Consider the following 25,024-nt stretch of genomic DNA (forward strand, 5'->3'; position numbering starts at 1 on the left):
TTAAATACTATACACATTATGAACATTCGATTAATCGTATTAACAATCTTAGTAGCCCTCTCAGTAGGGGCAGTTGCGCAAAAGGCGTATATTCCTTGGGAACACGGCAAACTAAAAGTATCTGAAGAGAGCCGTTACCTGAAACATGAAGACGGTACGCCTTTCTTCTGGTTAGGTGACACAGGTTGGTTGCTTCCCGAACGCTTAAACAGAGACGAGGCTAGTTATTATCTGGAACAATGTGCCAAAGCCGGTTACAATGTGGTGCAGGTGCAAACTATCAATGGAGTACCTGCAATGAATGTGTACGGACAATCCTCTCACCCCGATGGCTATAACTTCAAAGACATCAATAAAAAAGGTGTGTACGGATACTGGGATCACATGGATTATATCATTGATACTGCGGCAAGGAAAGGCATCTATATCGGTATGGTATGTATCTGGGGCGGATTAGTAAAAGGTGGCGCAATGGATGTGAAGCAAGCACAAGCCTATGGCAAATTCTTGGCCGAACGCTACAAAGATAGACCTAATATCATCTGGTTTATCGGTGGCGATGTTAAAGGCGATGTGAAAACAGCCGAGTGGGAAATGCTTGCGAATACCATACGTCCCATCTGTAAAGACCACCTGATGACGTTCCACCCCTTTGGTAGAACAATATCTACTACTTGGTTCAACAATGCTGATTGGTTGGATTTTAATATGTTCCAGAGCGGACATCGTCGCTATGGTCAGCGTAAAGGCGATGGCGATTATCCTATCGAAGAGAACACCGAAGAAGACGGTTGGCGCTTTGTAGAGCGCAGTTTGGCTGTAGCACCACTGAAACCGGTTGTTGATGGCGAACCTATTTACGAACATATACCACAAGGCTTGCACGATCCTAACGAAACGCGCTGGAACGATGCGGATGTTCGTCGCTATGCCTATTGGTCGGTATTTGCCGGATCGTTTGGTCATACGTATGGTCACAGTTCTATTATGCAATTCTATAGACCGGGTATTGGTGCGGCTTATGGGGCAACTATTGCTTGGTATGACGCATTGAAAGATCCCGGTTTTAACCAAATGAAATATCTTAAGAACCTGATGCTTGCTTTCCCATATTTTGAGCGTGTGCCCGACCAAAGTGTTATTGCCGGTACTAACGGCGAACGCTACGATCGTGCTATCGCTACCCGTGGTAGTGACTATTTGCTGGTGTACAACTACTCTGGCAAACCTATGGAGATAGACTTGAAGAAGGTAAGCGGTGCAAAGAAAAACGTGTGGTGGTATAGCGCTAAGAGTGGTAAACTAACCTACATTGGTGAGTTCGACAATAAAGTAACCACTTTTCAGCACGACAGCGGATATATGAGCGGCAATGACCAAGTGTTGATTGCTGTGGATGCCTCTAAAGAATATGTGAAAAAAGAATGGACAGAATTGCCTACGCGCAACTAAAAACGTTCCGACCATGAAAAACAGATTAGTTACACTCCTTATCATCACCTGCCTTTGCATCTTTGCAAAGGCAAGTGTGTCTGTAAGTAGCCTGCAAGTAGAGCAACTTACAAACCCTATCGGTATTGATACCGAACAACCCCGACTGAGTTGGAAAATAACATCAGACAAACAGAACGTGATGCAAACAGCGTATCATCTGCTGGTAGCTTCCTCGCTCGAAAAATTGGTGAACGATGAAGGCGACCTTTGGGACTCCGGCAGGATAACAAGCAATGCTTCGCACTTGGTAGCCTATAATGGTAAACCTATGAGAAGCAACCAACGCTGTTATTGGAAAGTAAAAGTATATACCACGCAAGGTGACGCTAATTGGAGCGAACCTGCTATGTGGAGTATGGGGCTACTTGGCGAAACGCACTGGCGCGGACAATGGATTGGTATGGATGCACCCGCTCCATGGGATCGCGAAACAACCTGGAGCCGACTCAGTGCTCGCTATTTACGCACCGAGTTCAATGCGAAAAAGCAAATCAAACAGGCTACCGTGCATATTTGCGGATTGGGGTTGTACGAACTCTATATCAATGGTACTCAGGTAGGCGATCAGGTATTGGCTCCCCTGCCAACCGATTATCGCAAAACAGTACTGTACAACAGCTTCGACGTAACATCATTGTTGACTTCCTCAGCCGATAATGCCATTGGTGTAACTCTTGGCAACGGACGTTTCTATACCATGAGACAGAACTATAAGCCGTACAAAATCCCTAACTTCGGTTACCCCAAATTGCGTCTCAACCTCATCATCGAGTACACTGATGGCACTAGCCAGACCATTGCGAGCGATACCACTTGGAAACTAACGGCCGATGGACCTATTCGCAGCAATAACGAGTACGACGGCGAAGAGTACGATGCCAATAAAGAACTTACCGGATGGGCTACTGTGGGTTACGACGATAAGAACTGGCAACCAGCTCAGCGCGTTAGCATCCCCGACGGAACATTGCGGGCAGGTATGAGCCCGAATATGAAGGTGGTTGACAAGGTAAAACCAATCAGCATCAACAAACTGGGCAATAAGTACATTATCGATATGGGACAAAACTTTGCCGGATGGATACGCATGAAGGTAAAGGGGCAAGCAGGCGATAGCATTAAATTGCGCTTTGCCGAACAACTGCAGGAAAGTGGCGAACTCTATGTACGCAACTTACGCGACGCGCGTGTTACCGATACGTATATTGTGAGTGGTAAAGAACCAAAAGGAACCGAGTGGGCACCACGCTTTGTATATCACGGCTTCCGCTATGTAGAGGTAGTGGGATATGATAATCCTACGCTGAATGACTTTATAGGCGAAGTTGTGAGCGACGAAATGCCAATAAACGGCTCGTTCAATTCTTCGAATGAAATACTCAATAAGATTCATAAGAACGCTTACTGGGGCATTCTCAGTAACTACAAAGGGATGCCGGTAGACTGCCCGCAGCGCAATGAACGCCAACCTTGGTTGGGCGACCACGCCATGGGCTCGTGGGGCGAAAGCTTTATATTCGGATGCGGTAACCTCTTTGACAAATGGATGGACGACATTCGTGATGTGCAACGCGAGGATGGCTGTATCCCCGATGTGGTACCACCTTACTTCAATTATTATTCGGATAACATGACCTGGCCGGCTACCTTCCTTATTGGTTGTGATATGCTTTATACACAATATGGCAATATCTCTCCCATTAGGAAAAACTATCCTGCTATGAAGCGTTGGTTGGAACATATGATGAAGGAATACATGAAGGACTACATCATGACTAAAGATAAGTATGGCGACTGGTGTGTACCCCCCGAATCATTGGAACTCATACATAGTAAAGACCCTATGCGTCGCACCGACGGCAACCTGATAGCAACAGCCTATACCTATAAGATGTTGGATTTCATGGTTCGCTTTGCACGCTTGCAAGGATTCAATGAAGATATTATTCGTTACGAAGGACTGCAAGCCAAAGTAAAGGAAGCTTTCAATAATCGTTTCTTACAAGTGAAAGCAGGTACTTCGCAGTATCCGGGTCACGAACTCTTCCCCGATAGTACTTTTTACGACAATAATACCGTAACGGCAAATATTCTTCCGTTGGCTTTCGGCATGGTGCCCGAACAGTATAAAGAAGAGGTAGAGAAAAATGTAATTGCTACTATTATCACCACCAATGGCGGACATATAAGTACTGGTGTAATTGGCACGCAATGGTTGATGCATCAGCTTAGTGCTATGGGACGTGCCGATGTGGCATATCTTTTGGCAACTCAAAAGAGCTATCCAAGCTGGGGATATATGGTGCAACAGGGTGCTACCACCATTTGGGAACTCTGGAACGGAAACACTGCCAACCCCGAGATGAACAGTGCCAACCACGTAATGCTACTGGGCGATTTAATTTCTTGGAGCTACGAGAACCTGGGCGGTATTCGCAGTAGTCGCGAGCAGGTAGGCTTTAAGCATATTGTTTTTGCACCCGACTTCGACATACAAGAGCTTAGTCATGCTTCCGTGACTTACGAAACACCTTACGGAAAGGCGGTAAGTAACTGGAGCAAAACTCCTACACAATTAAAGTGGGAAGTTACCGTTCCTGCCAATACCACTGCCGAAGTGCATTTGCCCGGTGGCAAAGTAGAGCAAATCGGCTCGGGGACATACCATTATAATGTAGCTATTCCTACCAGAAACAAGGCGATACTTACCGATGAGTTTCTTTACGAGCAAGCTTCTTTCCCCGAGTGTCATGCCTCAACCATTATTGAATTGGCAAATGGCGATTTGGTTACTGCTTACTTCGGTGGAACAAAAGAACGCAATCCCGATTGCGTAATCTGGGTAAGCCGCAAAGTAAAAGGAAGCAATACATGGACAGCTCCGGTGAAAGCCGCAGATGGCGATAACTGTCGCGAAACACCCGGACCCGTAGCCTGTTGGAACCCCGTTCTCTTCCAGATACCGGGCAAGAAAGAGATTATCCTCTTCTATAAGGTAGGACTCAATGTACAAGATTGGGACGGATACCTCGTGCGTAGCAAAGACAATGGTAAAACATGGAGCAAGCGCGAACGCCTGCCCGATGGTATCTTAGGTCCGATTAAGAACAAACCCGAATTTATCAACGGGCGTATCATCTGTCCTACCAGTCGCGAAGGAAGCCCACGCTGGCGCTTCTGCTTCGAAATATCCGACGACTTGGGTAAGACTTGGCGTCTTGTAGGTCCTATTCCTACCGAAGAGGCTTTGCTCACAGCCAATCAGTTAAAACCCGATGCTAAGTCGGATGGTATATATTGTATCCAACCAAGTATCCTCAAACATAAGGATGGACGCTTGCAAGTGTTGGGTCGTACCCGCAATGGGCAACTTGCCACCAGTTGGAGTAGCGACAATGGCGACACATGGAGCACAGTTTCATTAACCAATCTGCCTAACAATAACTCGGGTACCGATGCGGTAACGCTCAAAGATGGCAGACACGTGTTGATTTATAATGACTTCCGTACCATACCCGGCACTCCCAAAGGTCCACGTACTCCATTGAATATTGCCATCTCCGAAGACGGCATCAACTGGAAAATGTTACTGACACTGGAAGATAGCCCGATAAGTCAATACTCTTATCCCTCTATTATTCAGGGACGAGACGGTATGATTCATGTGGTGTACACATGGAGACGGCAACGAATTAAGTATGCCAAGATAGACCCAACATTGTTGAAATAAACCGGGTAAATATAAAAATGCCCCTTGAAGCAGTTCGTTTCAAGGGGCATTTTGTATGCTGAAAATTGAAAATCAAAATTTATAGCCTATACCCAAATTGATTGTATGTGTCTCTATTTTAGATCTTTTTTTACTATCCGATCGGAAGTCGTGTGTCCTCTGATATCCAGCCTGAAACGTCAAACCATTTTGGAGTTCGTAACCAACAATCAAAGCTCCACCGTAATACCAATGGTTCAGTCCCAGTTTGGCATAATTATCCGAATCTACTTTCCAAAAATCATCCAGGTTGGGCAATTCAGCATTTCCTATCTTCACTTTCGCTTCATTAGAATCAAATCCATAACCAACAAGAGGTGCTAACCCGAAGAAAAACTGCCCATTACCAGCCTTGAATTGCCCTATCGCATATACCGGAACCTCCACAGCCGAATACTCGTATTTCGATTTTTCATTTCCAACCTTTATTTCCCCTTCAGTATAACTCATCATTAACTCCGGTTGAAGAGCAAAACTTTTGCCGAACTCTATTTTCGCAAACCCGCCCAAGTTGGCACCCGGTTCAAAATGATTGTTCCTATCTTTCATATTCATCAATCTCAAGTTTGTCATATTTCCATTCAGTTTTACCCCCAATGATGTTTTTGTTTGTGCATTGGCCTGCATGGCGAGCAAACTACATAGTAATAAAGTAAAAGCGAAAATAATTTGTCTCATAACTAATATGTTTTTAGAATTAAAAAATATGCTATAAAGCTATTTGAAACCACAAATGTCTTAACAAATCCATAAAGGGGAAAAACTTTTTGACCAACACCCGGTTTGCTTATGACGAACGAAGATGCCGGTCTGAACGAAATCCATTAACTTTGCATCATGAAATTCGATTATATTAAAAACTACGACCGGTTTATTCATCTGGTTTGGGTGTTTTTCGGAATTGTCATCTGGTTATTATACATAATCCAATCATCTGTAATAGAGGGAGGCTTTCTGGCTATCTCTGTTCTGGGAACTGCCTATCCTTTTACAACCTATTTAAGCCGGAACCTACTTCAAAAGGCAATAAAACGTAGGAAGATGCTGTTATTTACCGGACAATTTTTCTTGGTCACCGCCCTAATGGCCTTCTTTATCCCCTTCATCCTCTATGGCTTTTTATTTTTGGAAAGAAGTGGAGTGTTCAGCTTGTCCGAATTGGTTATCAATGAGAATTCTTTCTTATATGAATACCTGAATTCCTTTCTGGTAATTATCTTCGTTAATTTCGGCTTTTGCGGATTACGGTTTTACGAAACACATCTCAAGCAACAGAAAGCACTTATCGAGTCGCAACTAAATACGCTTCAGGTACAGATAACCCCCCACTTTATGTTCAACATATTGAATCATATCCATGTGCTTATGCAGAGTGATGTCGAGCTATCTTCTGCGTTATTAATAAAATATTCGGATATTCTACGTTATCAGCTGTATAGCGCAAAGGTAGAATCCATCTCACTGAGAGAAGAGGTTGAGTTCCTGAGCAACTTCATCGATGTGGAAATGATACGTTGGAACGACAATATAGATGTGAACTGTTCGTGGGAAATGGAAGATAAAGAGAAGAAGATAGCCCCGTTGCTCTTAATCACTTTTATCGAAAACGCATTCAAACACGTACCTCGCGATGAATTTGAAAAAGGTTTCATCACAATCACTCTTCATCAGGAAGGAAACACCATTTGTTTGGAGGTAGAGAATTCGAAATCCGTTGTTACATCCAAAAAAAAGGCCGATTCGGGACTGGGGCTGACCAATACTAAACAGCGGTTAGATATTTTATATCCCGACAGATATAAACTTCTGATAGAAGAGACCGAAAAGACCTATCGTTCACAATTTATTCTAAACATACAATAAGATGGCCGATATCATATCAAAGCAAACAGAAGAACAACTCATTCGGTGTTTGGTAGTAGACGACGAAGCGGTTGCTATCAAAGGAATTGTCAATTATATACAGAAGATAGATTTTCTGAAAGTAGAAGAGACTTGTACTTCGGCACTTCAAGCTGCAAGTATCTTAAAAAAGAAAGAAATCGACCTGATGTTTCTTGATATTAATATGCCGCATCTTTCCGGACTTGATTTTCTGGAATCGTTAGAGAACCCTCCTTTAACTATCCTGACAACAGCTTATTCGGAATACGCTTTGGAGGGTTATCGCCTAAATGTCATAGACTATTTGTTAAAGCCCATTCCTTTTCAACGTTTTTTTCAGGCAGTAATCAAGGCACAGGGAACTTTCCAATCCAAGATATCATTCAGACAGAATGAAGGAGAGCGGACGCCTGATTTATATGTTCGTCAGGGCGATGCTTTTCGGAAAATATCGCGCGAAGATATTTTATATGTCGAAGGTATGCAGAACTACTTGAAACTCTATTTCAAAGAGGAAGTCTTAATCATTCATCAAACAATGCTCTCGCTGGAAGAAATGCTCCCAAAAGAAATGTTTTTCAGAACCCATCGGTCGTTCCTTGTAAATATAGCTCATATTAATACGATATCCGGGGGAGTAGTCGTTGTTGGTGGCAAAGAACTGCCTATTGCCTCCGCTCGTAGAAACGAGCTGTTGGAGTCGGTTGTGTATAAGAACTTAATAAGTAAATAGAATTTAGTGCCAAGCCTTTGGCACGCCTCTGCCTAAGGCTTGACACTGTCGTGCCTAAGGCTTGGCACAAAGTTGTTTCTTCCTTTGCGAATAATCCAAACAAATGTATGAACATAAGAAATGTTTCTTTACATTTGCAGTGTAAAGGAATATATACACTTGTCGTCCGAGCAAACATTTAATGAACAAACACCGCAATATGCCAATCTGCAAACGCTTAATCCTTATCATCATCCTGAGTGTTATCGTCCAGGGTATGACCGGAAGCAATCCCTTCCTGCCTATGCTAAAGAAAAATTACCGCCAGTACGCTAAGCAACTCATAACTTACCGTACTCAACTGGATTTTACTATGGAACAGTCCGAGGCCGACACCCTCATGGCACAAATTAACGAAGCAGCACGCATAGCCGGAACCAGCCAATGGAAACTAGAGGCGCAACTGATGCACATCACCTATAAGTTCAGATACAAAACCCGCCATCAACCCGGAAACAGATACAACGCCGACAGTGTGGCTATTGACTTTGAGAAACTGGAGCAAAATGCCATAAACGCTGCCGACACCCTGATGCAAATCAGAGTGAAGCGCGAATTAATGAACCTCAACTACCACTTCATCAAGAACTATGCCCAAGCCTTCGACATCGCAAACCAACTGTACACCGATCTGAACCACGTCGATGCACAGGAACTGCCCGACAAACTGTTAATATACACCGATATGGCCTCCATGTATTACCATTTTCGGGATTACGACCAGGCCGAAGACATCCTCCTGCAAATAGTAGAACAGGTGAACCACACCGACACCCTGAACCTGTTGCCAAACACCTACAACACACTGGGATTAATACAAAGCAAACACCATAACAACCCCGGTGAAGCCGAAAAACAGTTCCGAAACATACTTGCCCTTCCCCCGCAAGGCAACGAATCGCCACAGCACATAGAAGCTTGGGAAGCCATTGCCCGCGGAAACATCGCACAGCTATACGCACGCCAGGGTCGTCACCAAGAAGCTATCAAGCTGGCAACATTTGCTTGCGAAACCATGCAACGCCTCAATGATTACTCCTTTGCGCAAGATATGGCCACCCTTGTAGCCTCCATCTGCCTGAAACCCGACGCCAAAAACCTGCAAATGGCACACCAATACATAGAAAAAGCGCGCAATTACGCCCGAAAAACCTATCTGAACAGCCAAAAACAAGAACTTTTTAGCGTAATGGCACGCTACTACACCCTTACCGCAAACACCAACCAAGCAATTGCATACGCCGACAGTGCCGAGGAAGCACGAAACCAATACAACCGTCAATACAACACCCTTGTACTAACCCGCGCCGAGCAGCGCCTGCACCAAAAAGACCACGAAGCCCAGCAACTACAGCTAAAAGCCCAGCAAACCCGCGCCACCTGGCTGCAACACCTCATCAACACCGCCGCCTTGGCGCTGGCTATAATCGGAACACTGCTCATTGCCCTGGCGATTCTGTATAGAAGAAAGCACATAGCCTATCGCCACCTCGCACAAAAGGCGCAGAACTGGGCAAAGCAGCAAAATACAATCGAAAACAAAGAAAAAGAAACAGAAAACGCCCTTTCCACCGAAGAAATTGAGCTTATGCAACGCGTTGCACAACTCGTTGAGAAAGAACGAATATTTACCCAACCCGAACTCACCCTCATTGACCTTGCCAACCGTCTCGAGATAAACCGCACCTACCTGTCGGCTGCCATAAACCACTGCACCGGGCAAAGTTTTAGCAACTACCTCGCCCAGCTACGCGTGAGGGAAGCCGTGCGCATCATGTCCGATCCGCAGAACGCCAAGCTAACCATCGACTCCGTAGCTTTCAACGCCGGATTCTCCGACCGCCACAACTTCTACCGCGCGTTCAAGCGCGAAACAGGCCTTTCGCCAACCGCCTTCCGCAACAATATCGACAAATAAATCCTCCAATCGTAAAGAAAATTTGGTTGCAATTGATCAATTACAACCTTTTTTTTGCACCCCTTTCATAGTTTTGCCCCATTATTAACACAATACGTATATAATAATGAGAAAAAACAAAATCATTGGCGCAATGCTGATAGCAACAATTATCGCGGCAGCATGCAGCGATAGTTTAGAACCAAATTCCACGGGTGGCAGCCAACTGCCCCAAACAATCACGCTGGGAATTAACACCCCGGCCGAGACACGCCTGTCGCACGAGTACGACGCCAACGCAAGCATCCTCAAAGTGAACTGGAAGCAGGGCGACGTGGTGCGCGTATTCGGTGCATCAACCGGATATACGGACTATACAGCCGATGCCGATGGCACCGATGGCCAGCCGGTAGCCTTCACAGCCATGAACGGTGGCACAGCAAGCGGCGAATCATTCAATATTTTCTACCCCGCAGACAAGGCGGGCACAACGTGGGATGCCACAACCCTTAACATGCTGGGCCAAATACAAACCGACGCCGGCGAAACCGCACACCTTGCCGACTATACCTACTTAGCAAAGAAGGCAGTAGACCTCAATGACCCAAGCGGCGTGCAGATGGAGCATCAGACGGCAATCATCAGATTCGATGTAGGTGTGGTTCCTATCCAAGCCAAACAAATACGCTCCCTAACGCTATCAACTCAAGATGGCGAAAGCCTCAACACCCTGCAAGGCGTTGGCGAAACATCGGAAGGGACATCTAAACAGCTAACATTAGCCGTAAATGCACCTAACAGCGAAACCGGCGTATTCTATATGGCAGTATTGCCCAGCATGTTGGATGCAGGGAAGCCAATATGCATATCACTTGTACGCATAGGAGATAATGGTCTTTCCAATCTGGTAACCGTGGGCAGCGGCAAGAAATACGAAGCAGGATATGTGTACAATACCCAATTGTTCACTTCGGGAACTAACGCTAACTTTTCAAAATACAATGATTACACCACAAGCTCAGAGCCCGAAATCGTCGATGGAGTTTACCTCATCAAAAAACCCGGCAATCTAAAATGGTTAATCGTCAACGTAAACAATGGCAGTCACAACTCAGCAGGGCAGAAATATAAGCTCACTGTTGATCTTTATATAGACCGTAACACTCCATGGACCCCCATAGGCACAGAAGCCAACCCATTCAGTGGAAGTTTCGATGGTGGAGGGCACACAATCAGTGGGCAAATGAGCTTTTCCGGCGCAACACAGTACGCAGGCCTCTTCGGCTACGTGGAGATTAAAAGAGGAACAACAGCAAGCATCACAAACCTGCACATAGCAGCCGATATGGTAGGTACCGACATTGAAACTACGGACGCCCGAAATACGTATGTCGGAATTTTGGGGTACTTGGAAAACTGGGGTACCTTCAATCTACAAAATTGCACCTATACTGGTGCCATCGACTTTACCTTTAAAGAAGCACCCCAATCAGTGTGTTACGTTGGCACCATCGGAGGCAACCTGACAGCAATGGGGGGAGCCACAACAACAATCGACCGCTGCCAGGCCATAGGCTCCATAAAAACAAGCAATGGCGGCGATGTCTGCTTTACTTATGACTTTTGCTACAGAGATGAAACTCCCGCCCCAACCAACAGCTACAGCCAGATAACTACCACAAAAGATTAATCCCTCAACAATTAAACCCAAAACGCAATGAAAAAACAAGAAACATACATGGCCCCAGCCGTCGAAATCATAGCAATGCAAAACGAAGGCAGTATAATGACCGGAAGCAACAGCCTAAACATGCCAGAAGGAGAAACAAACCCATTCTCCAGTTCAACCGGCAATAGCGGAGGTACAAACGTGCAATCGGGCTCATCGATTCAAGAGGTTGAAGACTTGTTGAATGATATATTTACTGTAAGCAAATAATTATTAAACAATACGTATATAATAATGAGAAAAAACAAAATCATCGGCGCAATGCTGATAGCAACAATTATCGCGGCATCGTGCAGCGATAGTTTAGAGCCAAATTCTACGGGCAATAGCCAACTACCCAAAACAATTACCCTGGGAATTAACACCCCGGCCCAAACACGCCTGACGCACGAGTACGACGACGTGGCAAAAATCCTCAAAGTAAACTGGAAGCAGGGCGACGAGGTGCGCGTATTCGGCCAAAGCGGATACACCGACTACAAAGCCGAAGCCAACGGCACCAATGGCAAACCCGTAGCCTTCACCATCAGTGGAGATGATTACGCAGGCGACGGCCCCTACAACATCTTCTACCCCGCAGGCAAGGCAGGCAATACATGGGATGACACAACCATTAAGATGCTGGGGCAAATACAAACCGATGCCAGCGAAACCGAACACCTTGCCAACTATACCTTCCTGGCAAAAGAAGGCGTTACCTTGACCGACCCAAGCGACGTGCATCTGGAGCATCTCACCGCAATCCTTAGGTTCGATTTAACGCGAGGCGGCAAAATGGTTAAAGACGCTCGTGCCATAACCTTATCGACCCAGGACAACGAATCTCTCGGCACCCTGCAAAAGGCCGACGGTACCAGCGTAGGAACATCAAAACAGCTAACATTAGCCATAGATGCAACTACAAGCGAAACCTATATATACTACATGGCCGTGTTTCCAAGCATGTTTCAGGTAGGAGAGGAAATATTCGTATCAATCGCATCAAAGTCCAACGCAGCAGGCTCTTACGTAAACAATACACTGAGCAGCGCCGGCAAAAAATACGAAGCAGGCTATATATACAGCGCCGAAATACCCAAAAGAGGAGGCTTTGACGAAGCTTATGTATACAATACCACTGGCATAATCGATTCGCCTGATCCGGAAACTGACGGAACTTACCTCATCAGAGACGATGTAGATCTAAGATGGCTGGCCGAGGAGGTAAACAACGGCAGTCACAACTCAGCCGGGCAGAAATATAAGCTTATTGCCGACATTTACATACCCGCCGATGCCAACTGGACCCCCATAGGCACAAAAGACAACCCATTCAAGGGAAGTTTCGATGGCGGAGGCCACACTATCGGCGGCAAAATGAACTTTTCAGGCGCAACACAGTACGCAGGCATCTTCGGAAATGTGGAGGTTGCCAGCGGAACGGTAACTATTGAGAACCTGCACGTGACAGTCGATATTGAAGGAACCGACATTGAACCTATCTCTGGTGAAGAAAGCGCGTATGGCGGAATTTTGGGGTACGTGAATAACAATGCTACCTTCAACATACGAAATTGCAGCTATACCGGCACCATCAACATTGGCTATAAGGCCCTAAACACAGGAACTTGCTACATTGGCGGCATCGTAGGTTGCATTGATGGAAATGGTTGGGGGGCTATTGATCGCTGCCAGGCCATAGGTGCCATAAATGCAAGCAATATCAACAATAATGACCCGTTAGGCTCCATGTATGGGTATAATGGTCCCCTTAGGTACACCAACAACTTCAGCCGGGTAGCCACCAATAGGAATTAAAAACTCAAATTATTAACCCCTAAAACTCCATATAACGCAATGAAAAAGCAAATAACCTACATGGCCCCGGCCATTGAAATCATAGCAATGCAAAACGAAGGCAGTATAATGACCGGAAGCAACAGCCTAAACATGCCCGAAGGCGGAGAAACAAACCCATTCTCCAGTCCAACCGGCAATAGCGGAGGCGCAAATGTGCAATCGGCTTCATCGATTCAAGAGGTTGAGGACTTGTTGAATGATATATTTACGGTGAGTAAGTAAACGCGTGTACTCGCGCTGATGGGGTGAAAGACCCCTGCTTCATTATAGACAACCCTAAAGAGGTGCAAAGAGGAATATTTTCTTTGTGCCTCTTTAACTACACTAAGCCTCCAAAAAGCAAAAGTCGTTAGGTTTTTTGTATTCCAGTAAAAAGGTGTGTATATCCTCCAATTCCCCTTTCTCTAAACAAGCCTTCACCTTCACAAACCGCTGTAACTAATACACCTCCAGCCTGTTACCTGTGAAGACCCCCTCTTTTAGCCTTCACAGGGCCTTCACGACCTATTTTTTATCCTTCGAGATTCGGAAATTCCCCGGCACAGGTACATAGATAGGGTGTCGTAATGTGCCGATGTTGTTCAGTTTGCCCTCCTTCTTTAAGCGCGTAAGGTGCCGGTAGGCGGTGCTGGAAGTCATGCCGCACAATTGTTGCAGTTTGACGCGGGTCAGCACTTCGTGTTCGGCAAAGTACCCGGTCAATACACGCTCTATCTCGATAGCCGACAAGCTTTCGGAGTGCGCTCTTACTTTAGAACGTTCTATCTTTGCCCACGACACTTGGTTCTTTAGCTTCTGGTCTGCCCGGAACTTAACCGATTTGAACTTCACGTTGCGTGCCGTCATCTTTGGAGATACGAGCGGCTTCTCGCACGCCAGTGTCAGCTGAAAGTAACCGATGCCTTCCAGATGCACCCGGTCGCCATCGCGCAGATGTTCGGACATCTTTTGCGACAGGTAAGACAACACAGACTCCACTTCGCCTATGCCCAATGAACTACGTCCATGTATTTCGCGCACCAACTGCTCCGTTGTAATCGTTTCGCGAGATACGACACGCGCATGAATACCCTTTTTCTTTTTCCCCTCGTCTGCTTTAGACGGGTTCTCATAAAACTCAAATTGTACTGCCATTTTCTTATTAGTTATTAGCTACTGTTTTTTTGTGCTTTTTGCACTGCATTCTTACTTGTTTCGAAGAGTGATTTTCATCTCTTCACATATGTGATGATATCTCTTCACAGTTGTGACGATATATCTTCACAGTTGTGCCGATATATCATCACATATGTGAAGAGATAATTTTAGTATTGACAAAGATACAACATTGCACTGGTAAAAAGGCAGCATTGCAGTGTTATTTACGCAAGTGCAAATGGTTCGAAATCCACCCCGAAATACTTTGCAGAAGGGGGTTCTGGGGTGGTATATTCGCCAAATAATAACCAAAATAGTATCTTAAAATTAACGACATGTACAGTAGAAAAAAACTAAGAAAAATGTTGGCGCAGTTACAACAAGAAAATCTTAAAAAGAGAGTAGTCGCAGAAACGGTGGTTGCCACGAAACAGGTAGTTAACCAAACGGTTGAGTTGCAAACGTTATTAACCCGGTTGTATGAGTTCAGGTATAACCAGCTTACGGGCGAAAATGAATTCAAGGGTAAAGACACATCACTCCCGTTTGCCCCGCTTGGCTTGCGCGAAACCAATACCATCTGCATGGAATTACTAAAAAGAGGTATAGCCTGTTGGGATAGGGACTTGGCGCGCTACCTCAACTCTACCCATATCGAAGGATACCATCCGCTTCGTGAGTACCTTGCTCAGTTGCCTGCGTGGGGTGGCAACGACCGTTTAGCGGAGTTGGCTACACGCGTTTCTCCCAATCCGCTCTGGGTGCGTTATTTCCGGATTTGGATGCTGGGCATGGTGAATCAGTGGCGGGGCACCACCTCGTATCATGCCAATAGCATAGCACCTATACTTATAAGCACGGTGCAGGGCAGGCACAAATCTACGTTTTGCAAGTCGCTCATTCCGCCACGGCTGCAACCATATTACATCGACAATGTGGAGCTTACTTCGCAGAGGCAGATAGAACGCAAACTATCCGAAAGCGGGTTGATTAATTTGGATGAGTTCGATAAGTTCTCGCCCGCCAAGATGGCTACGTTGAAGAATGTGATGCAATTAACCACGCTGCACATTCGTATGCCACACCAACGGGTGTTTCAAATGTATCCGCGTGCAGCATCATTTATCGCAACTTCCAACCGCAAGGATCTCCTGACCGACCCTACGGGTAGCCGCCGCTTTATCTGTATAGAGGTAGAGCAGAAGATTGACTGCACAGGTATAAACCACGCACAGATTTATGCACAGCTATTGGCAGAACTGGATGGTGGCGCGCGTCATTGGCTCAACGAAGACGAGGAACGGGAGTTGCAAGCACACAACAAATCATTCTACCGGGTGCCTCCCGTGCGCGATGTGTTGAATGATTGTTTTCGCGCGGCAGCACAGGGCGAGGAGTGTTTGCAGCTAAGCGCCGCACAGATTTTCAGAATGCTAAAGGAGAGTAACCGGGCGGCAATGCAGGGAGAGTGTGCAAAGAACTTTGGGCAGGTGTTGGTTACGGCAGGTATGGAACGGGTACATACACGGGTGGGGAATGTGTATAGGGTGGTGCAGAGGTAGTTGCTTATGATAATGGTTGGTTTTTTTATCTGTGAAGACCCTGTGAAGGATAAAATAGGGGGTCTTCACACGTAACTCATTTGCTGTCATCTGCTTACAGCGTTTTGTGAAGGTGAAGACCTATTCCCTAAAAGAGAGTAATGAGGTGGCTTGGCTGTTTTGAGTACAAATATTTATTATCTTCGTCTTGTATAGAAACTATTTTGAATTTGCTTGTTCTTTTATTTAGTGCTATTTTCAGGTTGTTTGTTTTCTTTTTAAGGCGATAATAGCGGGCTATTTGAGCTGCAAAAAAGAGAAGAAACAGACGAAAAGAGTGCTAAAGAAAAAACAAAAGCATCCCATAATAATAATAATAATAATTCTGTGGAAATTCAAAATAGTTTCTAATTAAACCATCATTACGATTTAGCATGAAAACACTACGTATTTTCTTCCTTGCTTCCTTTTTTGCAACCGGAGTCTATGCCCAACAGAGTGGGCTTACCGATATGAGTCAAAGTAAACATGCCCAAATGGCCAATACGGAAATGGGCAGTGTGAAATGGACAAATGGATTCTGGGGCGACCGTTTCGACGTTTTTAGTGGTACAACCATTTTGAGTATGTGGGATACGTGGAAGAATCCCGATGTATCGCACGGCTTCCGCAACTTTGAGATTGCTTCGGGCGTGTGTACGGGAGAGCATTGGGGACCACCGTTTCACGATGGCGATGTGTACAAATGGTTCGAAGGAGTAGCGTCGGTTTATGCCGTTACCAAAGATCCGAAACTGGACGAACTGATGGATTTCGTTATCGTGCATATTGCTAAGTCGCAACGCGAAGACGGATATATACATACCCCCGTTATTATCGACGAGCTGAATAGAGGGGTAGATACGCATAAGAAAACGAATACCGTAATAGGCACTAAGGTGGGCGAAGAGAACGAAAAAGGTGCTTTTGCCAATCGCCTGAACTTTGAAACTTACAATTTAGGACACCTGATGATGGCGGCTATCGTGCATCATCGCGCCACAGGAAAGAAAACATTGCTGGATGTAGCCGTGCGTGCTACCGATTTCCTATGTCACTTCTACGAAACAGCTTCTGCCGAACTGGCGCGAAATGCTATCTGCCCGTCGCACTATATGGGAGTGGTAGAAATGTATCGCACTACCCGTAACCCACGCTACCTCGAACTTTCCAAGAATCTTATTGATATACGTGGCATGGTAGAAAACGGTACGGACGATAACCAAGACCGTATTCCCTTCCGCGAGCAAACCCATGCGATGGGACATGCGGTGCGTGCCAATTACCTCTATGCCGGTGTAGCCGATGTGTATGCCGAAACAGGCGAAAAGAAATTGATGGATAACCTGAAAAGCATCTGGAAAGATATTGTTACCCGCAAAATGTATATTACCGGTGCATGTGGTGCATTGTACGATGGTACATCTCCCGACGCTACCTGCTATCAGCCCGATAGTATTCAGAAGGTGCACCAAAGTTATGGTCGCCCCTACCAATTACCCAACAGCACGGCACACAACGAAACTTGTGCCAACATAGGTAATATGCTCTTTAACTGGCGTATGTTCCAAACCAACCGCGATGCAAAATACACCGAACTGGTAGAGAACTGTTACTACAATAGTATATTGAGTGGTATTAGCTTGGATGGGAAGAAATATTTCTATACCAACCCCTTGCGCATCAGTCACGACCTGCCCTATACATTACGTTGGCCGAAAGAGCGCACGGAGTATATCAGTTGCTTCTGTTGCCCGCCCAACACCGTGCGTACCTTGTGTGAAGCACAAAACTATGCCTATTCCATCAGCAATGAAGGAGTGTGGTGCAACTTGTATGGTGGTAGCGAGCTGGATAGCAAACTACTTAATGGAGATAAAGTTAAACTGACTCAGGTTTCCGACTATCCATGGGATGGCAATGTGTTACTGACCATTGATGCGGCACCCAAGAAGAGAGCTTTCTCCATCTTCCTGCGTATACCCGAATGGTGTAATAATGCTACGTTGAGTGTAAATGGCGAACCTGTTACAGCTTCGCTCGCATCGAATACCTATGCCGAAGTAAACCGTGTTTGGAAGAAAGGCGACAAGATAGAACTGGTAATGCCGATGGAAGCCGTGTTGATGGAATCGCACCCATTGGTAGAAGAAACACGCAACCAAGTGGCGGTGAAACGCGGACCGTTGGTGTATTGCCTGGAGAGTATGGATATTGAGGGTGGCGTACGTATTGACGATGTGTTGATTCCTGCCGATATCAAGTTCACTCCCCGTAAGATAACCATTGAAGGTAGTCCGATAGTAGCCCTTGAAGGTAAGGCTTGCATAGCCGAAAACAACTCGTGGAACGGTGTGCTCTACCGCCAGGTAGGTAAAGCCGACCGTCCGGTAAACATTCGCCTGATACCCTATTATGCTTGGGGTAATCGCGGAAAGAGCGAAATGACCGTGTGGATGCCACTTAGCAGATAATAACCCAATAAGAACAACCAACCATGAAGATAACAGGTAAGCAAATTATACTCTCTCTCTTAGTATCCACTTGTTCGCTTCCGCTTTGTGCCGCCGATATATGGGTTTCTCCAAAAGGGAGCGACCATGCAGCCGGTACCAAGGCCGAACCGAAAGCGACGTTAACTTCCGCCTTGCGACAAGCGCGGGAGTTACGTCGTTTAAACGACCCTTCTGTAGAGAATGGTGTTACCATCTATTTGGCAGACGGCTATCATGCACTCTACGAACCGGTGTTCGTACGTCCCGAAGATAGCGGAACAGCAGATTCGCCTACCGTTATTACTTCCGAAAAAGGAGGCAGAGCAACGCTTCATAGCGGAGTTGCTATCTCTAACTGGCGCAAACAAGGTAAACTATGGGTGGCAGACGTGCCCGAGTTTAATGGTTGTCCGCTTACTTTCCGGCAGCTTTGGATAAATGGCGAGAAAGCCACACGTGCACGTGACGTAGCCGACTTTGAACAGATGCATCGTATTATCAATAATGACCCAGTGAACGAAATACTTTGGGTACCTACCACCGCTGTGCGCTCTATACTGAAAGCTCCCCGTGCCGAAATGGTGTTGCATGAAATGTGGTGTATCGCCAACCTGCGTATAAGATCTATCGAGGTGCATGGCGACTCGGCAGCCGTTCGTTTTCATAACCCCGAAAGCCGCATACAGTTTGAACACCCTTGGCCACGACCGATGGTAACGACCAATGGTCGCAACTCGGCTTTCTATCTAACGAATGCTATCGAACTGTTGGATAAACCCGGTGAGTGGTTTCACGATGTGTACACCCGTAAGCTCTATTACTATCCCAAACAAGGCGAAGATATGAAAAAGGCAGAGGCGATTGTGCCTGCCATAGAAACACTTGTTCAGGTAAAAGGAACACTGGATAATCCGGTAAAACATGTTCGTTTCGAGAACATAGACTTTGCCTATACCACTTGGATGCGCCCTTCGGAACAAGGACATGTGCCGTTGCAGGCAGGTATGTATCTTACGGATGCTTATCGCATCACTCCTAAAATGATTCGCAACTACCGCAATCACAAACTCGATAATCAAGGGTGGCTTGGTCGCCCGGCTGCCGCTGTGCAGATATCCGAAGGTAATGATATTGATTTTATCCGTTGCGGCTTCCGCCAATTAGCGTCTACCGGTCTGGACTATGTATATGGCAATCGGGGTGGCTTGGTAGAAGGATGTAACTTTACCGACATTGGCGGTAGTGGTATTGTGGTGGGTTCTTTCTCGCCACTTGCACACGAAACGCATATACCCTACGATCCGGCTGATCGTCGCGAAGTTTGCTCTTTCCAACGAATCCGTAATAACTACATAAACAACGTTACCAATGAAGATTGGGGTTGTATAGGTATCGCTGCCGGGTACGTGAGCGACATAACTATTGAACACAACGAAATAAGCGAGGTATCTTACTCCGGCATCAGTTTGGGATGGGGATGGACGCAAACCGTAAACTGTATGCGCAATAATACGGTACATGCCAACCTTATTCACCACTATGGCAAGCACATGTACGACACGGCGGGTATCTATACGCTCGGGTCGCAGCCCAAAAGCTATGTAACCGAAAACTGTGTGCATAGCATCTACAAGCCGGGTTATGTACACGATCCTAACCATTGGTTCTATCTTTATACCGACGAAGGTTCTTCCTTTATAACCGTAAAGGATAACTGGACGGAAGGAGAGAAGTACCTTCAAAACGCCAACGGGCCGGGTAATGTGTGGACAAACAATGGTGCTGCCGTTAGCGAGGAGATAAAAAATCGCGCCGGATTAGAAGACGAATATAAAAAAAGATAGCTGATGACATCTAAGCAAACAAATGCGCCCACTTGGATATGGTATCCGGGCGACTACGAAATATGGTTGGGCAACGAAATGAACAACCGCCGTACTGAACGTGGAGCTTTCTTCCCTCCTTTCTGGAAGACAGACAGCCACTATGTGGTAGTAGAATTTAGCAAAAAACTGAACTTAGCCATTCCTGAGGAGATAACCATTGCGGTAGAAGGTCGCTATAATGTGAAACTCGATGGCAAGCTACAATTTGGAGCGCCCAAGAAATTTACGCTTCCGGCGGGCGAACACAACCTTAATATTAAGGTGTACAATCAAGCAACCCCTCCTGCTTTGTTTGTGAGCGGCAAAACCGTAAACAGCGACAATACATGGAAGGTTACTTTCGAAGATAAAGAGTGGATTGACGAAAGTGGTAAAGCGAGCGATACTTCGGCTACTGTATACATGGATGCAGGATGCTGGAACTTCAATAGCGCAGACAACAAGCCCTCGCAATTCCGTTTGGCAACCGAGTTGATGGAAGCGGTACATGTAACCAAGGTAGCGCATGGCGAACTTGTAGACTTTGGCAAAGAAACCTTTGGATACATCTGTCTGTGTGGGCTGAAAGGAAACGGTACTATCAATCTCTACTATGGCGAAAGTCCGGAAGAGGCGTTGGATACTGAGTTTTGCGAGACACTGGATAAGTTAATCATCGAACCGGAAAGTATTACCGACTTGGCGCTCGATGTGACCACAGACCGGCAAACCGATTATACATTATTGAATAGCAAGGCATATCGCTACCTTTATATAGAGAAATCGCCTACGGTAACCATCGAAAAGGTTACAATGCACTACGAATATCTCCCTGTAGACTATCGCGGTACTTTCCGCTGCAACGATGAGGAACTGAACCGCATTTGGGAAATTGGCGCGTATACGATGCACCTCACTACCCGCGAGTTCTTTATTGATGGAATAAAGCGCGACCGCTGGGTGTGGAGTGGCGATGCCATTCAAAGCTATCTGATGAACTATTACCTGTTCTTCGATAGTGAGTCGGTGAAGCGCACCATCTGGCTGCTTCGTGGCAAAGACCCGGTAACAAGCCACTCCAATACCATTATGGACTATACGTTCTACTGGTTTTTGAGTATTTATGACTATTATATGTATACGGGCGATAAGCATTTCGTGGCACAAATCTATCCGCGTATGCAAACAATGATGGAGTATGTGCTGGGGCGTACCAACAAAGAAGGTATGGTAGAAGGTCTCTCGGGCGACTGGGTGTTTGTGGACTGGGCGGATGGCTATCTGGATAAAAAAGGCGAACTCGCTTTTGAACAGGTACTCTTCTGTAAGAGTTTGGAGACGATGGCGCTGTGTGCTAAGTTGGTCGACAATAAAGCCGAAGAACAGAAATACAATCAGCTTGCGGATAGCTTACGAAGCAAGTTGCTCCCTGCCTTCTGGAATGAAAGCAAACAAGCGTTGGTGCATAACCGGGTCGACGGCGAGCAAAGCGAAGCTGTAACACGTTACGCAAATATGTTCTCGGTCTTCTTTGGCTATCTGGATGAAACAAAGAAAGAAAAGATTAAGCAATCGGTATTGCTGAATGACGATATATTAAAAATCACTACCCCTTATATGCGTTTCTATGAACTGGAAGCTTTGTGCGCGATGGGCGAACAAACAGAGGTGATGAAAGAGATGAAAGCGTATTGGGGTGGTATGCTCAAGGAAGGTGCCACTTCGTTCTGGGAGAAATACAATCCGGAAGAAAGTGGTGTGAAACATTTAGCGATGTATGGTCGCCCCTATGGCAAGAGCCTTTGTCACGCATGGGGTGCAAGCCCGATATACTTGTTAGGAAAATATTACGTTGGTATTCGTCCGGTAAAGGAGGGTTACAAAGAATTTGCTATTCAACCGGTATTAGGCGGGTTGGAGTGGATGGAAAGTAATGTACCCACACCCAATGGCGATATTCATCTGTATATGGATGCCCATCAAATTAAGATAAAAGCAACTGAAGGTTGTGGCTATGTAACCTTTAATGCTACTGCCCAACCTATAACTACAGTTGGTACCGTTGAGGCACTTGCCAACAACCAATATCGTGTGTGGATAGACACGAAAGAAGAAGTAATTATAACCTACAATTAAAAATAAGATGAATAGATTGATACAAAATGCCCCATTGAGTGGCATTATCCCTCCCTTGGTAACTCCTTTATTGGACAACGATACACTCGATGTTAAGGGACTCGAAAACCTGATTGAACGACTGATAGCAGGTGGTGTGCATGGTTTATTTATACTCGGCACCACAGGCGAAGCACAAAGTTTGAGCTATGATTTGCGCCGGCAGATGATTGTAGAGGCAAGTCGCATAAACAACAAACGATTGCCGCTGTTGGTCTGCATAACCGATACCAGTCTTACAGAGAGTGTGAATTTGGCAAACTATGCAGCTAAATATGGTGCCGATGCGGTTGTTTCGGCGCCTCCTTATTATTTTGCACCCAGCCAGGTAGAGCTTGTAGCATACTATCGCGACTTGGTAGCGCAACTGCCCTTGCCTCTCTTCCTTTATAATATGCCAAGCCACACGAAGGTGAATTTTGCTCCCGAAACGATTCGTGTCATTGCCGAAAACAAGAATGTTATCGGTTTCAAAGATAGCTCAGCCAACGCGGTGTATTTTCAGAGTGTATTAACAGCCATGAAGCATCGTCCTGATTTTGCGATGTTGGTAGGTCCCGAAGAAATTACCGGTGAAGTGGTACTGATGGGCGGACATGGCGGTATAAACGGTGGTGCAAATATGTTCCCCGAACTCTATGTGCGTATGTATAATGCTGCTAAAGCCGAAGACTTGGAAGAGCTTCGCCGTTTGCAGAAAACAATTATGCAAATATCTACAACGATTTATACCGTAGGTAAGTATGGCAGTAGCTACCTGAAAGGATTGAAATGTGCATTGGGCTTATTGGGCGTTTGCAGCAATCATGTAGCTGCACCGTTCTACAAATTTGAAGAACCAGAGGTGGAACGTATCCGCCGGGCGCTAAGTGAGATAAAATTATAAAAATAAGCAATAACCCGTTTCAATATGACCATACTTGATATTATTGTCTTTCTTGTATTTACCGGAGGAGTCGTACTCTTTGGTTGCTCCTTTTTCCAGAAGAAACGTACCAGTGATGAAATGACCGCGGCCGGTCGTTCGCTACCCGGCTGGGTAGTTGGGATGAGTATTTTTGCCACCTACGTGAGCAGTATCAGTTACTTAGCATATCCGGGTAAGGCCTATATGAGCGACTGGAATGCTTTTGTGTTCGGACTCTCTATCCCTATCGCTTCTTATTTTGCCGCCAAATACTTCGTACCTTTCTATCGAAGCTTAGGCAGTGTCTCTGCTTATTCCTTCCTTGAAACACGTTTTGGCCCGTGGGCGCGGGTATATGCCTCTACTTGTTATCTGCTCACGCAGGTAGCTCGTATGGGTTCTATCCTTTACCTGCTGGCACTACCGATGAATGCATTGCTAGGCTGGGATATTAAAACGATTATTGTGATTACCTCTATTGCCATCACTGTATATGCAATGTTGGGTGGTATCAAAGCAGTTATCTGGACGGAAGCTATTCAGGGCTTTATACTGATTGGTGGTGCGTTGGTTTGTGTATTGGCGTTAATCTTTGGTATGCCCGAAGGCCCTAAACAGTTTTGGGATATTGCCGTAGCAGACAATAAATTTTCTTTAGGTAGCTTTGGCTCCAGTCTTACGGAATCTACTTTCTGGGTTTGCCTGATGTACGGTGTTTTTATCAATTTGCAGAACTATGGTATCGACCAGAATTATGTACAGCGCTATCTTACTGCTAAGGACGAAAAGAGTGCTAAGTTTTCTGCTTTGTTTGGCGGGTATTTGTTTATTCCCGTTTCGGCTATTTTCTTTTTGATTGGAACGGCGCTCTACGCATACTATAAGGTACAGCCAGGACTTCTGCCAAGCGATGTAACGGGCGACTCGGTTTTTCCGTACTTCATTGTAAACCAATTACCAATGGGATTGACCGGATTGCTTATAGCTTCTATTTTTGCTGCCGGCATGAGTACGGTAGCTACCAGCATTACCAGTTCGGCTACGATTGTTGTAACGGATTACTATCAACGCTTTTTTAATAAAAAAGCTACCGACAAACAGAGCTTGCGCATGATTTACATCTCCAACATAGGTGTAGCGGTTATTGGGATCTTTGTTGCTATTGCTTTTTTGCAAGTAGAGAGCGCATTGGACGCATGGTGGGCATTATCATCCATCTTTAGTGGAGGTATGCTGGGACTGTTTTTATTGGGGTATATTAGTAAGAAAGCACGAAACATCGATGCCATAATCGGTACCATTGCCGGAGTTATCGTTGTGATGTGGATGAGCCTTTCACCTATCTTCTTTACAGATGGCTTCCTTACTGAATTTCGTAGTCCGTTCCATGCTAACCTGACGATTGTGTTCGGAACGATTGTCATCTTCCTGGTTGGCTTCTTACTATCCAAACTGGTATGCACCAAGCAACCTAAATAAAG

Annotated in this window: 17 protein-coding genes; 15 read left to right on the forward strand and 2 right to left on the reverse strand. The window is 45.7% G+C overall.

What is annotated here, in order from left to right; genetic code table 11:
• Positions 1–18 precede the first annotated feature (18 nt).
• Together D0T50_RS04815 and D0T50_RS04820 are read left to right on the forward strand one after the other, a co-directional pair.
• Entirely contained in the window at positions 19–1,452 is a 1,434-nt protein-coding gene (locus D0T50_RS04815; protein ID WP_163222376.1) for a glycoside hydrolase family 140 protein, read from the forward strand.
• 13 nt (positions 1,453–1,465) lie between these two features.
• Positions 1,466–5,224, forward strand: a complete 3,759-nt coding sequence (locus D0T50_RS04820) for a family 78 glycoside hydrolase catalytic domain (protein ID WP_163222377.1) — start codon at positions 1,466–1,468, stop codon at positions 5,222–5,224.
• Between the two features lie 72 nt (positions 5,225–5,296).
• On the opposite strand, the gene D0T50_RS04825 is transcribed toward D0T50_RS04820, so the two are convergent.
• Positions 5,297–5,941: a porin family protein gene (locus tag D0T50_RS04825; protein WP_163222378.1), complete on the reverse strand. Its 645-nt coding sequence runs from the start codon at positions 5,939–5,941 to the stop codon at positions 5,297–5,299.
• 159 nt (positions 5,942–6,100) lie between these two features.
• Between D0T50_RS04825 and D0T50_RS04830 the strand changes: the two genes are divergently transcribed.
• The 7 genes from D0T50_RS04830 to D0T50_RS04860 all read left to right on the forward strand — a co-directional run bounded on the left by D0T50_RS04830 (position 6,101) and on the right by D0T50_RS04860 (position 13,606).
• On the forward strand, positions 6,101–7,126 hold the full coding sequence (locus tag D0T50_RS04830) for a sensor histidine kinase (protein WP_163222379.1): 1,026 nt from the start codon (positions 6,101–6,103) through the stop codon (positions 7,124–7,126).
• A gap of 1 nt (position 7,127) precedes the next feature.
• Positions 7,128–7,880 carry a LytTR family DNA-binding domain-containing protein gene (locus D0T50_RS04835; RefSeq protein WP_163222380.1) on the forward strand — a complete coding sequence of 251 codons (753 nt, stop codon included), beginning with the start codon at positions 7,128–7,130 and terminating at the stop codon, positions 7,878–7,880.
• 199 nt (positions 7,881–8,079) lie between these two features.
• A complete protein-coding gene (locus D0T50_RS04840) occupies positions 8,080–9,837 on the forward strand; it encodes an AraC family transcriptional regulator (protein ID WP_163222381.1) in 1,758 nt (585 codons plus the stop codon).
• Positions 9,838–9,943: 106 nt separating this feature from the next.
• Positions 9,944–11,506: a hypothetical protein gene (locus tag D0T50_RS04845; protein WP_163222382.1), complete on the forward strand. Its 1,563-nt coding sequence runs from the start codon at positions 9,944–9,946 to the stop codon at positions 11,504–11,506.
• A 27-nt stretch (positions 11,507–11,533) separates the two neighbouring features.
• Positions 11,534–11,755 (forward strand): hypothetical protein, encoded by a 222-nt coding sequence (locus D0T50_RS04850; protein ID WP_163222383.1) that lies wholly within the window; start codon positions 11,534–11,536, stop codon positions 11,753–11,755.
• 24 nt (positions 11,756–11,779) lie between these two features.
• Positions 11,780–13,342, forward strand: coding sequence for a hypothetical protein (locus D0T50_RS04855; RefSeq protein ID WP_163222384.1), 1,563 nt, complete (start codon positions 11,780–11,782; stop codon positions 13,340–13,342).
• Positions 13,343–13,381: 39 nt separating this feature from the next.
• Positions 13,382–13,606, forward strand: a complete 225-nt coding sequence (locus tag D0T50_RS04860; protein ID WP_163222385.1) for a hypothetical protein — start codon at positions 13,382–13,384, stop codon at positions 13,604–13,606.
• Between the two features lie 282 nt (positions 13,607–13,888).
• Here the strand turns inward: D0T50_RS04860 and D0T50_RS04865 are convergent, their stop codons facing one another.
• Entirely contained in the window at positions 13,889–14,518 is a 630-nt protein-coding gene (locus D0T50_RS04865; protein WP_163222386.1) for an HU family DNA-binding protein, read from the reverse strand.
• A 365-nt stretch (positions 14,519–14,883) separates the two neighbouring features.
• On the opposite strand from D0T50_RS04865, the gene D0T50_RS04870 reads away from it, so the two are divergent.
• The 6 genes from D0T50_RS04870 to D0T50_RS04895 all read left to right on the forward strand — a co-directional run bounded on the left by D0T50_RS04870 (position 14,884) and on the right by D0T50_RS04895 (position 25,022).
• Entirely contained in the window at positions 14,884–16,083 is a 1,200-nt protein-coding gene (locus tag D0T50_RS04870; protein WP_239058211.1) for a VapE domain-containing protein, read from the forward strand.
• Positions 16,084–16,496: 413 nt separating this feature from the next.
• Positions 16,497–18,575 (forward strand): glycoside hydrolase family 127 protein, encoded by a 2,079-nt coding sequence (locus tag D0T50_RS04875; protein WP_163222388.1) that lies wholly within the window; start codon positions 16,497–16,499, stop codon positions 18,573–18,575.
• Between the two features lie 23 nt (positions 18,576–18,598).
• A complete protein-coding gene (locus tag D0T50_RS04880; protein ID WP_163222389.1) occupies positions 18,599–20,440 on the forward strand; it encodes a right-handed parallel beta-helix repeat-containing protein in 1,842 nt (613 codons plus the stop codon).
• A 3-nt stretch (positions 20,441–20,443) separates the two neighbouring features.
• Positions 20,444–22,597: an alpha-L-rhamnosidase C-terminal domain-containing protein gene (locus D0T50_RS04885; RefSeq protein WP_163222390.1), complete on the forward strand. Its 2,154-nt coding sequence runs from the start codon at positions 20,444–20,446 to the stop codon at positions 22,595–22,597.
• 7 nt (positions 22,598–22,604) lie between these two features.
• Positions 22,605–23,522 (forward strand): dihydrodipicolinate synthase family protein, encoded by a 918-nt coding sequence (locus D0T50_RS04890; RefSeq protein WP_163222391.1) that lies wholly within the window; start codon positions 22,605–22,607, stop codon positions 23,520–23,522.
• 24 nt (positions 23,523–23,546) lie between these two features.
• Positions 23,547–25,022: a sodium:solute symporter gene (locus D0T50_RS04895; protein ID WP_163222392.1), complete on the forward strand. Its 1,476-nt coding sequence runs from the start codon at positions 23,547–23,549 to the stop codon at positions 25,020–25,022.
• Positions 25,023–25,024: the final 2 nt, after the last annotated feature.

Origin of the sequence: Bacteroides sp. 214, assembly GCF_010501015.1 — a bacterium.
Taxonomy (GTDB): Bacteria; Bacteroidota; Bacteroidia; order Bacteroidales; family Bacteroidaceae; genus Bacteroides.